The sequence below is a fragment of the Citrobacter sp. Cpo012 genome, assembly GCF_030333015.1.
Taxonomy (GTDB): domain Bacteria; phylum Pseudomonadota; class Gammaproteobacteria; order Enterobacterales; family Enterobacteriaceae; genus Citrobacter; species Citrobacter portucalensis.
On the sequence record NZ_JAOWGR010000037.1, the window covers coordinates 667,403 to 681,622 of the forward strand.

Below are 14,220 nucleotides of genomic sequence, written 5' to 3' on the forward strand. Positions count from 1 at the left end.
TCCAGTATCAGTAACGAATTTTCGGGTCGATAACGGCATACAGCACATCGACAATCGCGTTAAACACGATGGTCAGCGTACCCACCAGTATGGTCAGGCTAAGAACCAGCGAATAGTCGCGGTTTAACGCCCCATTGACGAACAACTGGCCAATACCCGGCAAACCATAAATGGTTTCAATAACCATCGAACCGGTGATAATACCGACAAATGCCGGTCCCATATAGGACAACACTGGCAACAGCGCAGGTTTCAACGCATGGCGGAAAATAATCCGCCGCATCGGCAGCCCTTTAGCGCGTGCGGTACGAATAAAGTTAGAGTGCAGTACTTCAATCATCGAACCGCGAGTAATACGGGCAATACTGGCGATGTAGGCCAGTGACAAGGCCACCATCGGCAGGATCATAAATTTCAGCGCCCCGCCGTTCCAGCCCCCGCCGGGTAGCCATTTCAAGGTTATGGCAAATATCATGACCAATAAGGGAGCGACCACGAAACTGGGGATAACCACCCCGGTCATTGCCACCCCCATCACCGTATAGTCCCAACGTGTATTTTGCTTCAGCGCGGCTATCACTCCGGCGCTAACACCGACGAGTACCGCCAGAATAAAGGCTGCCGCACCCAGCTTCGCAGAAACCGGAAAGCTCGAGGCAACGAGGTCGTTAACCGTGTAGTCTTTATATTTAAAGGATGGTCCAAAATCGCCGTGCGCCAGCTGTTTCAGATAGCTGAAGTACTGCGTCGAGATGGGATCGTTAAGATGATATTTCGCTTCAATATTAGCCAGCACCTCTGGCGGTAACGCGCGTTCCCCGGTGAATGGGCTTCCGGGCGCAAGGCGCATCATAAAGAATGAAATCGTAATAAGAATAAACAGCGTCGGAATCGCTTCCAGACAGCGACGTAATATAAATTTTAACATTGCCCGTACCTTCTGGCGTGTGCCTTTATACCCGTCATACTTCAAGCTGCTAGTGCGTTGGCTTTACTCGCTCACGTCAGTCACTTACTTAAGCAAGCTCCTGGCGATTCGCTGCGTTGCCGCCTTCCTGCAACGTGAATTATTTAGGGTATACCTCTCTTTGTCTAAAGAGGTATATATAGTTCGAAGAAAAAGACACTGTGGGGCAACATAATTGCCCCACGTCTTGCCATTAATGCTTGATAATATACAAGTCTTTAACGTGGATATTATCCATCGGGTCTTTACCGGAGTATCCGCCAACCCATGGTTTCACCAGGCGGGCGTTAACGTAGTAATAAACCGGTACAATCGCAGAATCTTTATCCAGCTGCTGTTCCGCTTTCGAATACAGTTCGCTGCGCTGCGCTTCATCCGTCACTTTCAGCGTATCCGCAATCAGCTTATCAAATGCCGGGCTCTTATAGTGGACGGTATTATTGGAGCTGTCGGACAGCACCATATTCAGGAAGGAGGTAGGTTCGTTATAGTCCGCACACCAGCCCGCACGTGAAACATCATAGTTGCCCTGATGGCGCGTATCGAGGAACGTTTTCCATTCCTGATTTTCCAGCTTCACATTAGCACCCAGATTTTTCTTCCAGATAGATGCCGCGGCAATAGCCAGCTTCTTATGCAGGTCTGAGGTGTTATACAGCAGATCAAAGGTCAGCGGTTTCTCAGCGGTATATCCGGCCTCAGCCAGCAGTTTCTTCGCTTCTTCATTACGTTTTTCCTGAGACCACTTGAACCACTCTGGCTCAACCAGTTTCGCACCATCGGTGTATGGAGGAGTAAAGCTATATGCTGGCAGGTCACCCTGGTTTTTCACTTTATTGACGATAATGTCACGATCCAACGCCAGCTTTAGGGCGGTACGAACACGAACATCGTTGAACGGTGCTTTCTGGTTGTTGATTTCGTAATAATAGGTGCACAGATACGGGTCAACGTGGACTTCGTTCGGGATCTCTTTTTTCAGTTTCTGGAATAACTCAATCGGCATGTTGTTATAGGTCATGTCGATTTCACCGCTGCGATAGCGGTTAACGTCAGTCACTTCAGAAGAAATAGGCAGGTAGGTTACCTGGTTAATAACCGTTTTGGCGTTGTCCCAATAGTTGGTATTACGCTCAAGCACAATGCGCTCGTTCACAACCCAGTCTTTCAGTTTATACGCACCGTTAGTAACGATGTTAGCGGGCTGGGTCCACTTCTCGCCAAATTTTTCAACAGCCGCTCTGGGAACCGGTGAAACGGAAGAGTGCACTAGCAGTTTGTAGAAATAAGGAACTGGTTCGCTGAGGGTAACTTCAAAAGTATGATCGTCGAGAGCTTTTACGCCCAGATCGGTGACCGGCTTTTTACCGGCGATAATATCATCAATGTTGACAATATGACCGTACTGCAAATAACTGGCATACGGTGATGCAGTATTTGGATTAGCCAAACGTTGCCAGCTATACACGAAATCTTGCGCGGTAACAGGCGTGCCGTCAGACCACTTAGCATCTTTACGCAGATGGAATGTCCAGACTTTATAATCTTTATTTTCCCATTTTTCAGCCACGCCAGGCGATGGTTTGCCATCGACATCACTGATTAATAAACCTTCAAACAGGTCACGGTTAATGTTGGATTCAGGTACACCTTCGATTTTGTGGGGATCGAGTGATTGCACTTCCGAACCGTTATTACGCACCAGAGTCTGCTTTTCAGCAAGCTGCACACCCGCTGGCACTACTGCCGCCGTGGCAACATTTCCAGCGACTAGCGCAGTTAAGATCCCCGCAGCTACTAAACTTTTTTTAGTGATGTTAGTCATTGTGTTGTACTCCCTCATTATTATGGCTGGTTTTTTAACCAGACTGTTAATCCTGTCAGGATCCCTGTACGGCACCGGAGATTTTCTGCCGTCAGGTGGTTTATTGTTTTACTGCTTGCTATCACCGACTTTATTTATTCTGGCGATTCGTATGACCGCCTTGCGTCGATTCTCTACGTGCCTCCCCTGCCGGAAACACGCTATTACCCTGTTGAGAGAAACTAACTGCAAATGATTCTCATCAACGTGAATTCTTCTGCATAATACTTGGCCGGAAAGTATCAAATGCGTTTCTTAACCGCCAATACATTTTACAAATTTGTTAACCAATTCTCTTTTATTGGAAATAAATCTCACTTAAAAAGTCTTACGAATGAAGATTTATTATGGGAAGTTCACAAAAATCAATGCATTATGTCGACCATGGTGTTAACCATCCTGTCCTAAGTCAACGCCATGTCAAAATGCACATAAATTTAACAATTGGTTATTAATTAGCACATTCATCTGAAATAAAGGCTGAAATAACTAATAACATTTCGATAATCCTTCAGCAAGCCCCAGAGTATGATGTTAATAAAATAACAGCAGTATCGGTCTTCGCCGGGCGTGCTGGGACGTGTTATATCTTTAGAATCAATGGCTAACAGGAGAGTTAATCATCAGCATTTTTTATTATTGCTCTGCTGATTTTCAACTTTAGTGAGAAGTTTTACTGATAATGAAAGGAAACGGAGCCGGACACGACTCCGTTTGCACAGAAGAGAGGTTTCAGGCCAGCAAACCTGGGAAAATGGATTTGATCCCTGTAACGATAAATTCGATACCCAAAGCCATTAACAGCAGCCCCATAATACGCGTAATGACGTTGATACCGGTTTGGCCCAACAGGCGCACTAACCATGGTGCCATGCGGAACAGCCCCCAGCAGCACAGGGCAAACAACGCAATCGCTACAAAAAAGCCAAACAGGTTAATCGCGCTATGATACCGCGTACCCCAGACAATAGTTGAGCTTATCGCCCCCGGCCCCGCCATCAACGGTAATGCCAACGGCACAACGCCGATACTTTCACGGATTGCGGTTTCTGATTTTTCCTGTTTGTTTTGTTTATCTTCCCCTAGTTTTCCGCTAATCATTGACATCGCGATAGTCACAACCAGAATGCCGCCAGCGATCCTGAACGAGTCAATTGAGATGCCGAAGAGTTGCAGAATACCATCACCAAGAAACAGCGAAGTCCACAGGATGATTGCGACCGATAGGTTTGCCGTGAGGTTGGTTTTGTTTCGTGCTGCGGCAGTTTGATAGCTGGTCATACTGATAAAGACGGGGATGATCCCTACCGGGTTGACCAACGCAAATAACCCAATGAAAAATTTAAAATAGACAGGAAAATCAAATAGCGTTTGGATCACGGTTAGCTCCGAAGCGTTAGCCGGATAAAATGAGTCATAAAAATTGATAAAATCCGCGCTGAAGATACGCCTTTTGTCAGCATACTTCACCTTCTATCTGCGTATATCAATGTAAATACGCTACCAATACTCAGTGTTATTAATATGTATTAAATATGCTAATGTTATTAGCATTCATTACGTCAATTTATTAACACTTAACGAGAAACGCTAAAAGGGCTTGCTGAAAGGTGTCAGCTTTGCGAATTTTTGATCCAGATCACGCAATTACTACTCAGAAGTGAGTAATCTTGCTTACGCCACCTGGAGGTAACGCGTTAGAGTTAACAGGCGCTAGCGTATAAGCTCTTTTAGTAAATCAAAGTAAAGTGGACGTTAATTAACCGTTTGATTTTCAAACCATTACACAAATTTTCGTCGGTCTGTCTATACTCTCGTATCGAGCAGATGATTTACTAAAAAAGTTTAACATTATCAGGAGAGCATCATGGCTGTTACTAATGTCGCTGAACTTAACGCACTTGTAGAGCGCGTAAAAAAAGCCCAGCGTGAATATGCCAGTTTCACTCAAGAACAGGTTGACAAAATCTTCCGTGCCGCCGCTCTGGCTGCCGCAGACGCTCGAATTCCTCTCGCGAAAATGGCCGTTGCCGAATCCGGCATGGGTATTGTCGAAGATAAAGTGATTAAAAACCACTTCGCTTCTGAATACATTTACAACGCTTACAAAGATGAAAAAACCTGTGGTGTGCTGTCTGAAGACGACACTTTTGGTACCATTACCATTGCTGAACCGATTGGTATCATCTGCGGTATCGTTCCAACCACTAACCCGACTTCTACTGCAATCTTCAAATCACTGATCAGCCTGAAGACCCGTAACGCCATCATCTTCTCTCCGCATCCGCGCGCAAAAGATGCAACTAACAAAGCAGCTGACATCGTTCTGCAAGCAGCAATCGCTGCTGGCGCACCGAAAGATCTGATCGGCTGGATCGATCAACCTTCCGTTGAACTGTCTAACGCGCTGATGCACCACCCGGACATCAACCTGATCCTTGCGACCGGTGGTCCAGGCATGGTTAAAGCGGCATACAGCTCCGGTAAACCGGCTATCGGCGTAGGCGCAGGTAACACCCCTGTTGTTATCGACGAAACCGCTGATATCAAACGTGCTGTTGCATCTGTTCTGATGTCTAAAACCTTCGATAACGGCGTAATCTGTGCTTCTGAGCAGTCTGTCGTCGTGGTTGACTCTGTATATGATGCAGTACGTGAGCGTTTTGCGACTCACGGCGGCTACATGCTGCAGGGCAAAGAGTTGAAAGCAGTTCAGGACGTTATCCTGAAAAATGGCGCGCTGAACGCAGCTATCGTTGGTCAGCCGGCATATAAGATTGCTGAACTGGCAGGCTTCTCCGTACCAGAAACCACTAAGATTCTGATCGGTGAAGTGAAGGTTGTCGACGAAAGCGAACCGTTTGCTCACGAGAAACTGTCTCCGACGCTGGCAATGTACCGTGCGAAGGACTTCGAAGACGCAGTCATCAAAGCTGAAAAACTGGTTGCGATGGGCGGTATCGGTCATACCTCTTGCCTGTACACTGACCAGGACAACCAGCCAGAGCGTGTTGCTTACTTCGGCCAGATGATGAAAACCGCACGTATCCTGATCAACACCCCGGCTTCTCAGGGTGGTATCGGTGACCTGTACAACTTCAAACTCGCACCTTCCCTGACTCTGGGTTGTGGTTCCTGGGGTGGTAACTCCATCTCTGAAAACGTTGGTCCTAAGCACCTGATCAACAAGAAAACCGTTGCTAAGCGAGCTGAAAACATGTTGTGGCACAAACTTCCGAAATCTATCTACTTCCGTCGTGGCTCTCTGCCAATCGCACTGGATGAAGTGATTACCGATGGTCACAAACGTGCGCTGATCGTGACCGACCGCTTCCTGTTCAACAACGGTTATGCAGACCAGATCACCTCCGTTCTGAAAGCTGCTGGCGTTGAAACCGAAGTGTTCTTTGAAGTTGAAGCTGACCCGACTCTGACCGTTGTTCGCAAAGGTGCTGAGCTGGCTAACTCCTTCAAACCAGACGTAATCATCGCACTGGGTGGTGGTTCCCCGATGGACGCCGCGAAAATCATGTGGGTTATGTACGAGCACCCGGAAACTCACTTCGAAGAACTGGCACTGCGCTTTATGGACATCCGTAAACGTATCTACAAGTTCCCGAAAATGGGCGTAAAAGCGAAGATGGTTGCAGTTACCACCACTTCCGGTACTGGTTCTGAAGTGACTCCGTTTGCGGTCGTTACCGACGATGCAACTGGGCAGAAATACCCGCTGGCAGACTACGCGCTGACTCCGGATATGGCGATTGTTGACGCCAACCTGGTTATGGATATGCCGAAGTCCCTGTGTGCGTTCGGTGGTCTGGATGCCGTCACTCACGCTCTGGAAGCTTACGTTTCAGTACTGGCTTCTGAGTTCTCTGACGGTCAGGCTCTGCAAGCGCTGAAATTGCTGAAAGAAAACCTGCCAGCGTCTTACCATGAAGGTTCTAAGAACCCGGTAGCGCGTGAGCGTGTACACAGTGCAGCAACTATCGCTGGTATCGCGTTTGCTAACGCCTTCCTGGGTGTATGTCACTCAATGGCGCACAAACTGGGTTCTCAGTTCCACATTCCTCACGGTCTGGCGAACGCCCTGCTGATCAGCAACGTTATTCGTTACAACGCGAACGACAACCCGACTAAACAGACTGCATTCAGCCAGTACGACCGTCCGCAGGCACGCCGTCGCTACGCTGAAATCGCAGACCATCTGGGTCTGAGCGCACCGGGTGACCGTACTGCCGCGAAAATCCAGAAACTGCTGGGCTGGTTGGAAGAAATCAAAGCTGAACTGGGTATTCCTAAGTCTATCCGTGAAGCTGGCGTTCAGGAAGCTGACTTCCTGGCACACGTGGACAAACTGTCTGAAGATGCGTTTGACGACCAGTGTACTGGTGCTAACCCACGTTACCCGCTGATTTCTGAACTGAAACAGATCCTGCTGGATACCTACTACGGTCGTGAGTATAGCGAAGGTCAGACTGCCGCTAAGACTGAAGCAGTAGCTGCACCGAAAGCAGAAAAGAAAGCGAAGAAATCCGCTTAATTTGCTCAGATAAGTTTTAGCTTCATCATAAACGGTCCCAATTGGGGCCGTTTTTTTCGTCTTGTGTTATGAAAATCGGGGAATACACAATTTAACCATGTGAATAGAATGGCAGTGTAAGAGATGTATTCAGGAAGATGTGAGACCAGCCGTCAGAAAAGAGTCTGACAGGGTAGAGAACATTGACGAAGGTTCCGGCCTACCCTGTGTTTATAAGCGCTCAGAAGCGTACAGGGTTAATCGTGGCTGTGTCGTTCTTGTATCGCCGTCAGAGAGCCCTCAGACTGCGCTTGTTTGTAGTGTTTACGACATACCGACACATAGCGTTCATTCCCGCCGATAACCACCTGCTCGCCCTCGTTATAAGGTCTTCCAGCCTGATCAAGGCGTAATACCATGCTGGCCTTACGGCCACAAAAACAAATGGTCTTTAATTCAACCAGTTTATCTGACCACGCAAGCAGGTATTCGCTGCCACCAAATAACTCACCACGAAAATCAGTGCGTAAGCCGTAACACAAAACAGGAATATCCAGTTGATCGACAACTTCAGATAATTCATAAACCTGTTGTCGGGTCAGAAACTGAGACTCATCGACCAGTACACAGTGAATTCTTTGCTGCGCATTCTCAGCGCGAATCTCTTCGAACAATGATGAATTTTGGTTAAACAATTTTGCAGGTGACGACAGACCTATACGTGAACTTACTTTTCCAGCACCAAAACGGTCATCAATTTCCGCTGTATATACAACGGCACGCATCCCACGTTCCTGATAATTGTACGAAGATTGCAACAAGGCAGTCGACTTACCTGCGTTCATTGCAGAATAGTAAAAATATAGTTGTGCCATTGACCGAAGGCCCTCACGAGGGGAAATAAATATGGGCTGGATTGTATCATATTTCACGAACATGTCGGTGTAGCGTTGGCCACAAAGGCGTATAAATGAGCGGGCAAGCTCGCACAGTGCCGCCTGAATTTAAGTAACGGATAGTGAGAGAGCATACAACCATCGACCAAACAGCCTGAACTCGGACGCGTATATACACACTCTTTCACAAATAGTGCTCATGAAATTTATCAATGTCACTTATCATCATACGGCAATAAAGAAACCCTTCCCATATTGTTATTGAATCTACCCACTGTCGCCGTGTATTAGCGAATTCACGTAAGCAAAACTAATACAAAAGGTTGAAATCACTGCAAAGAGATACTATTTGTACACCATAAAATGTGACCTGAATCTTGAATTTTTACTCTCAGCCGCTGAGAAGCCCCCTCGTCAATAAGCCTTTTTTATGCCCAACATCATGGGGAATTTAAGACAGGAGAATTAATTCTGATACTAAATAAAGCGCAATTTTGAATTCCTTACATTCCTGGCTATTGCACAACTGAATTTATCGCTCTATTATTAGCTCAACAAACCACCCCAATATAAGTTTGAGATTACTACAATGAGCGAAGCACTTAAAATTCTGAACAACATCCGTACTCTTCGTGCGCAGGCAAGAGAATGCACTCTGGAAACGCTTGAAGAAATGCTGGAAAAATTAGAAGTTGTAGTTAGCGAGCGTCGCGAAGAAGAAAGCGCTGCTGCTGCTGAAGTTGAAGAACGTACTCGTAAACTGCAACAATATCGTGAAATGCTGATCGCTGACGGCATTGATCCGAACGAATTGCTGAATAGCATGGCTGCTGTTAAATCTGGCACCAAAGCTAAACGCGCTGCACGTCCGGCTAAATATAGCTATGTTGACGAAAACGGTGAAACTAAAACCTGGACTGGCCAGGGCCGTACACCGGCAGTGATCAAAAAAGCGATGGAAGAACAAGGTAAACAACTGGACGATTTCCTGATCAAGGAATAATTCAGAAATAGTTTGCTTAAAATCCCGCCACTGGCGGGATTTTTTTTACCGGTACTTCGCTCAACCCTACCCGGATTAGGTATAAAAAAACGGCGCTGTTAATACAGCGCCGTTCTGACCAGATAATACCAGAAGGTTACTTCTTAATACCCATCTCGTCTTCCAGCCAGGCTTTAAATTCGGCGCCGAGAGTATTATGGCGAATACCATATTCAACGAACGCCTGCATATAGCCCAGTTTATTACCACAGTCATGGCTTTTGCCCTTCATGTGATAAGCTTCAACCGTTTCTTTTTCAATCAGCATATCGATAGCATCTGTCAGCTGAATTTCATCACCCGCTCCTGGAGGGGTTTTAGCCAGCAGAGGCCAGATATCGGCACTAAGAACGTAACGACCCACAACGGCCAGATTAGAAGGCGCAACATCAGCTTTTGGTTTTTCAACCACGCCAACCATCGGGACGCTTTCGCCCGGGGATAATTCAACGCCTTTACAATCAACAACGCCATAAGCCGTAACATCTTCTACCGGTTCAACCATAATCTGGCTGCTACCTGTTTCATCAAAACGATGAATCATTTCGGCAAGGTTGTCGCGGGATAAATCAGATTCGTATTCGTCAAGAATTACGTCCGGCAGGATTACAGCTACCGGTTCATCGCCAACCACAGGGTGCGCGCACAATACCGCGTGGCCCAGACCTTTAGCTAGCCCCTGACGCACCTGCATAATAGTCACATGTGGCGGGCAAATAGATTGCACTTCTTCCAGAAGCTGGCGTTTTACACGTTTTTCCAGCATCGCTTCAAGTTCAAAGCTGGTATCAAAGTGGTTTTCAATAGAATTTTTAGACGAGTGAGTTACAAGTACAATTTCAGTGATGCCCGCAGCAATACATTCGTTTACGACGTACTGAATTAATGGCTTATCAACCAACGGTAGCATCTCTTTCGGGATTGCTTTCGTAGCCGGTAACATCCTGGTTCCTAATCCCGCAACCGGGATAACGGCTTTTTTGACTTTTGAATTAAGGGCAGCCATTTAAAACTCTCCTGGACTGTTCATGTATTGAACGTGTTCATCATTCTGTATCGCATCCGAGTATATCAGTACAGCGACAAGCTTCTGGTCTGAAAAGGACGCGCGTCGGTATAATTAAGATAAATACGAATAAAACTGGCGCTGATAGTAGCACTCACAGCATGGGGAGGGTGAACCAATTTCATTTACACGCCTCTCAATCGTTCATTCTGCGGACAACATCAAGCGCAGGCGACCTCCCGCCCCCCAAATTTGGCATTGCCATGACTCACAATGTTGGCTCAGCTGATTAAGATACGTATTACCTAAGGTACCCAGCGGAACGCCATTGCTGATTTGCACTTGGTGGGAACCTGTATTTAATGTCGCATTCAGCCCTGCCGATACCAGAATCAGATTTTTTAATCCGCTGTGGTAATACCCCACCAGTAAGGGAAACTGCCCTGGTAAATTGGCTTGTCGCAACAAATGATTTACCTGTTTCAATAACGTACCTAGCTCTGGCAGTCGCTGATTTTGTTGTGTCAGTTGCTCCTGCAGTAAACCATTAAATAGCGCCCTCAGTAATAATGCAGCCAGGACGCCATTATCCCCTGCCCGCGTCACATCAAGGCAATAGAATGCAAGGTCATGATCAGAAAGCGGAGCAATATCCAACACCAGCCCCGGTTGGTCGGCTGCCACCAATTGTCGATAGTTAACGCGACAGTGCGAAATCACTTGCGACACTGGAGGCTGTAATTCTTTTAGCAACTTCGCAGCTGCAGCAGGATCGTCCACCATCGCATCCCAGTCGCGAAACAGCCGTTCTTCTTCTTCCACGCGTGAATTAAACATGTTGGGATAAAGACATGCAAAGACGGTTTCTCGCAAGCGATTAAGATCTTTCACCGGCTTCAACAGGACGTCATCCACACCGAGTCGTAGCGCTTTGGCTATGTCGGACATGTTTTCCGTCGCAGAAATCACCAGTATTGGGGTCTGATCGCCACGATTGCGTAAATACTCAACCAGTTTGAGACCGTTCATTCTTGGCATAGCCAGGTCGCAGATCATCAGGTCGGGTTTAAAATGCCCAAGCAAGTCCAGTGCTTCAAGTCCGTCACCAGCTACCGCCGTTGTCGCTCCCAAAGAGGAAAACCATGAGTCCATGAGTGAGCGAAATACCGGCTCATCCTCAACGATAAGAATCTGTTTTCCGACCAATGGCTGCGTCATATTCTCCCCCCTGACTGGCTTTAATAAATAGTGGCATGCTATTGCCACTCACGCCTGTCAGAATTAGCTTAAGTGTTGATAAAAAATGCGTTAGACGTTGGTTTTCACCAGGGGTAGAAGCTCATCCATTTTCTTCTCGACCGCTAACTGCCCGGCAGCAATTGCCGCACTGGCGCGGTGAAAATCCAGCGTGGATATTTGTGGACAAAACGGCTGAATCAGAATGTCTGGAGGGTCACCGGCCATGCGGTTACGTTTCAGTCGGTTTTCCAGAACCTGAATAGACGTCGTCATAATCTCCATCGCCGTGGGCGCAGTTACTGCACGCCTGGCCGTAATGTTGCTCAAGCGTTCTTTCAGACGGGCATGCCATGAGAGTTCGTCAGCATCATCACCCGATTCGGCATCGCTATTGACGTTGAAGGAGAGTAAATCTTGTTGCATGAGATGCGCATCGTGTTGCAGGTCGACCGCTATAACAATATCGGCCCCCAACGCGCGAGTCAGGGAGACAGGGACAGGATTCACCACCGCACCATCGACCAGCCAGTAACCATTGTGCGCCACAGGTGACATCAAGCCAGGAATACTGCAGGAGGCCCGGACGGCCAGATGTAAATCACCTTCGGTGAACCAAAGTTCCCGACCCGTACTCAGATTGGTAGCCACTGTTGCGAAACGGCGAGTACATTGCTCAATTGCTTCTACCGGCATCACATTACGGTACTGATTGAATACCCGTTCACCGCGCAGTAAACCTCCCCTGCGCCACGAGAGATCCATCAACCGTAAAACATCCCAATAGCTGAAAGAACAGACCCACTTTTCGAGAGCAGGCAGCTTATTGCAGGCGTAGGCAGCGCCAACCAACGAACCGATGGAGCACCCTGCCACAATATCAACATCAATACCCATATGCTTAAGGGCTTTAATAACGCCAATATGCGACCAACCTCGCGCCGCGCCGGAACCTAGCGCCAGCCCAATTTTTATTTTTCTCATTATACGTACAAACTTCCCCTGGCTTGCAGACGTAGCAACATCGCTACCGCTCAGTTAACATAGTGCCACTCTGGCGTTTTTACGCCGTTTTTATATTCCAGGGAGTACTTTGTGTCTCAGCTTTGTCCCTGTGGTAGCGCTGTCGAGTATAGCCTATGTTGCTACCGTTATGTGTCCGGCGCGCAAGTAGCACCTACGCCGTCACACCTCATGCGTTCTCGTTACTGTGCTTTTGTGATGAAAGACGCAGATTACCTTATCAGAACCTGGCATCCGGATTGTCATGCGGCCGAGTTTCGCGACGACATTATCGCAGGATTTACTCATACCGAATGGCTTGGACTGACCGTTTTTGAACAAGAGACGGCAGACACAGAAAATACCGGCTATGTCAGTTTTGTCGCACGGTTTTCTGAACAAGGTAAAACAGGTGCAATTATCGAGCGCTCTCGTTTTTTAAAAGAAAACGGTCAGTGGTACTATATAGACGGTACACGCCCTCAAATTGGACGAAACGATACCTGCCCTTGTGGCTCAGGTAAAAAATTTAAAAAGTGCTGCGGCTAATCAACGCCCGACAGTATCAATTTTGCAAACATTCTCAACAGGATCACCGCTGCAAATGCATTCATTACAACGAAAAGTGCTGCGTACTATTTGCCCGGACCAAAAAGGTCTGATCGCGCGCATTACAAATATCTGTTACAAGCATGAACTGAACATCGTGCAGAACAATGAGTTTGTGGACCACCGTACCGGACGCTTTTTTATGCGCACCGAACTGGAGGGCATTTTTAACGACGTCACGCTGCTTGCCGATCTGGACAGCGCCTTACCTGAAGGCTCGATTCGTGAATTAACCCCAGCAGGCCGCCGCCGCATCGTCATTTTGGTCACCAAGGAAGCGCATTGCCTGGGCGATTTATTAATGAAGGCCAATTATGGCGGGCTGGATGTTGAAATCGCCGCGGTGATCGGCAATCACGAGACCTTGCGTCCTCTGGTTGAACGGTTTGATATTCCGTTTGAGCTGGTGAGCCATGAAGGTTTAACACGTGACGAACATGATGAGAAAATGGCTGATGCTATCGACGCCCATCAGCCGGACTATGTCGTGCTGGCTAAATACATGCGCGTTCTGACCCCGACATTTGTTTCACGCTTCCCGAATAAGATTATCAATATTCACCATTCATTCCTGCCAGCATTCATTGGTGCTCGTCCGTACCATCAAGCTTATGAACGCGGCGTGAAGATTATCGGCGCGACGGCCCACTACGTGAATGATAACCTCGATGAAGGCCCAATCATTATGCAGGACGTGATCCATGTTGATCACACCTACACCGCCGAAGATATGATGCGCGCGGGTCGCGACGTTGAAAAAAATGTATTAAGCCGTGCGCTGTATCAGGTTCTGGCTCAACGCGTCTTTGTTTACGGTAACCGAACGATTATTCTGTAATCGATTGATAAGTTAATTGGTTACCTTTACATCTTTACGTGTAAAAATCAGGCAACCAGTTCTTTTTTATCAACGGAATGCTTTACAGGGGCGCATCATTTGATATGATGCGCCCCGCTTCCAACGGAAGCAGGCCAGTAATTAGCATTACCCCGTGGTGGGGTTCCCGAGCGGCCAAAGGGAGCAGACTGTAAATCTGCCGTCATCGACTTCGAAGGTTCGAATCCTTCCCCCA

At 47.5% G+C, this 14,220-nt stretch carries 11 protein-coding genes; 4 read left to right on the top strand and 7 right to left on the bottom strand.

What is annotated here, in order from left to right; genetic code table 11:
• Nucleotides 1-7: 7 nt before the first annotated feature.
• From oppB to ychE, 3 genes are all read right to left on the bottom strand, one after another.
• Complete coding sequence (gene oppB / locus OGX90_RS13100; RefSeq protein WP_003020708.1) at nt 8-928, bottom strand: oligopeptide ABC transporter permease OppB; 921 nt, start codon at nt 926-928, stop codon at nt 8-10.
• A gap of 232 nt (nt 929-1,160) precedes the next feature.
• The gene (oppA, locus tag OGX90_RS13105) at nt 1,161-2,792 is read right to left on the bottom strand and encodes an oligopeptide ABC transporter substrate-binding protein OppA (RefSeq protein ID WP_286624004.1); all 1,632 of its coding nucleotides are present in this window, start codon (nt 2,790-2,792) and stop codon (nt 1,161-1,163) included.
• A 771-nt stretch (nt 2,793-3,563) separates the two neighbouring features.
• Nucleotides 3,564-4,211: an NAAT family transporter YchE gene (ychE, locus tag OGX90_RS13110; protein WP_003020714.1), complete on the bottom strand. Its 648-nt coding sequence runs from the start codon at nt 4,209-4,211 to the stop codon at nt 3,564-3,566.
• A 487-nt stretch (nt 4,212-4,698) separates the two neighbouring features.
• Between ychE and adhE the strand changes: the two genes are divergently transcribed.
• Nucleotides 4,699-7,377, top strand: coding sequence for a bifunctional acetaldehyde-CoA/alcohol dehydrogenase (gene adhE / locus OGX90_RS13115; RefSeq protein WP_008784953.1), 2,679 nt, complete (start codon nt 4,699-4,701; stop codon nt 7,375-7,377).
• 236 nt (nt 7,378-7,613) lie between these two features.
• Here adhE and tdk read toward each other — a convergent pair whose 3' ends face one another.
• On the bottom strand, nt 7,614-8,231 hold the full coding sequence (gene tdk, locus OGX90_RS13120) for a thymidine kinase (RefSeq protein ID WP_008784954.1): 618 nt from the start codon (nt 8,229-8,231) through the stop codon (nt 7,614-7,616).
• Between the two features lie 610 nt (nt 8,232-8,841).
• On the opposite strand from tdk, the gene hns reads away from it, so the two are divergent.
• Nucleotides 8,842-9,255 carry a histone-like nucleoid-structuring protein H-NS gene (gene hns / locus OGX90_RS13125; protein WP_003020723.1) on the top strand — a complete coding sequence of 138 codons (414 nt, stop codon included), beginning with the start codon at nt 8,842-8,844 and terminating at the stop codon, nt 9,253-9,255.
• A gap of 136 nt (nt 9,256-9,391) precedes the next feature.
• Here the strand turns inward: hns and galU are convergent, their stop codons facing one another.
• From galU to rssA, 3 genes are all read right to left on the bottom strand, one after another.
• Entirely contained in the window at nt 9,392-10,300 is a 909-nt protein-coding gene (gene galU, locus OGX90_RS13130) for a UTP--glucose-1-phosphate uridylyltransferase GalU (protein WP_003020727.1), read from the bottom strand.
• Between the two features lie 204 nt (nt 10,301-10,504).
• Entirely contained in the window at nt 10,505-11,518 is a 1,014-nt protein-coding gene (rssB, locus tag OGX90_RS13135; protein ID WP_008784955.1) for a two-component system response regulator RssB, read from the bottom strand.
• Between the two features lie 90 nt (nt 11,519-11,608).
• On the bottom strand, nt 11,609-12,520 hold the full coding sequence (gene rssA / locus OGX90_RS13140; RefSeq protein WP_008784956.1) for a patatin-like phospholipase RssA: 912 nt from the start codon (nt 12,518-12,520) through the stop codon (nt 11,609-11,611).
• A gap of 111 nt (nt 12,521-12,631) precedes the next feature.
• Between rssA and OGX90_RS13145 the strand changes: the two genes are divergently transcribed.
• Nucleotides 12,632-13,087: a YchJ family protein gene (locus OGX90_RS13145; RefSeq protein ID WP_235127400.1), complete on the top strand. Its 456-nt coding sequence runs from the start codon at nt 12,632-12,634 to the stop codon at nt 13,085-13,087.
• 55 nt (nt 13,088-13,142) lie between these two features.
• On the top strand, nt 13,143-13,985 hold the full coding sequence (gene purU, locus OGX90_RS13150; RefSeq protein WP_048224038.1) for a formyltetrahydrofolate deformylase: 843 nt from the start codon (nt 13,143-13,145) through the stop codon (nt 13,983-13,985).
• Nucleotides 13,986-14,220: the final 235 nt, after the last annotated feature.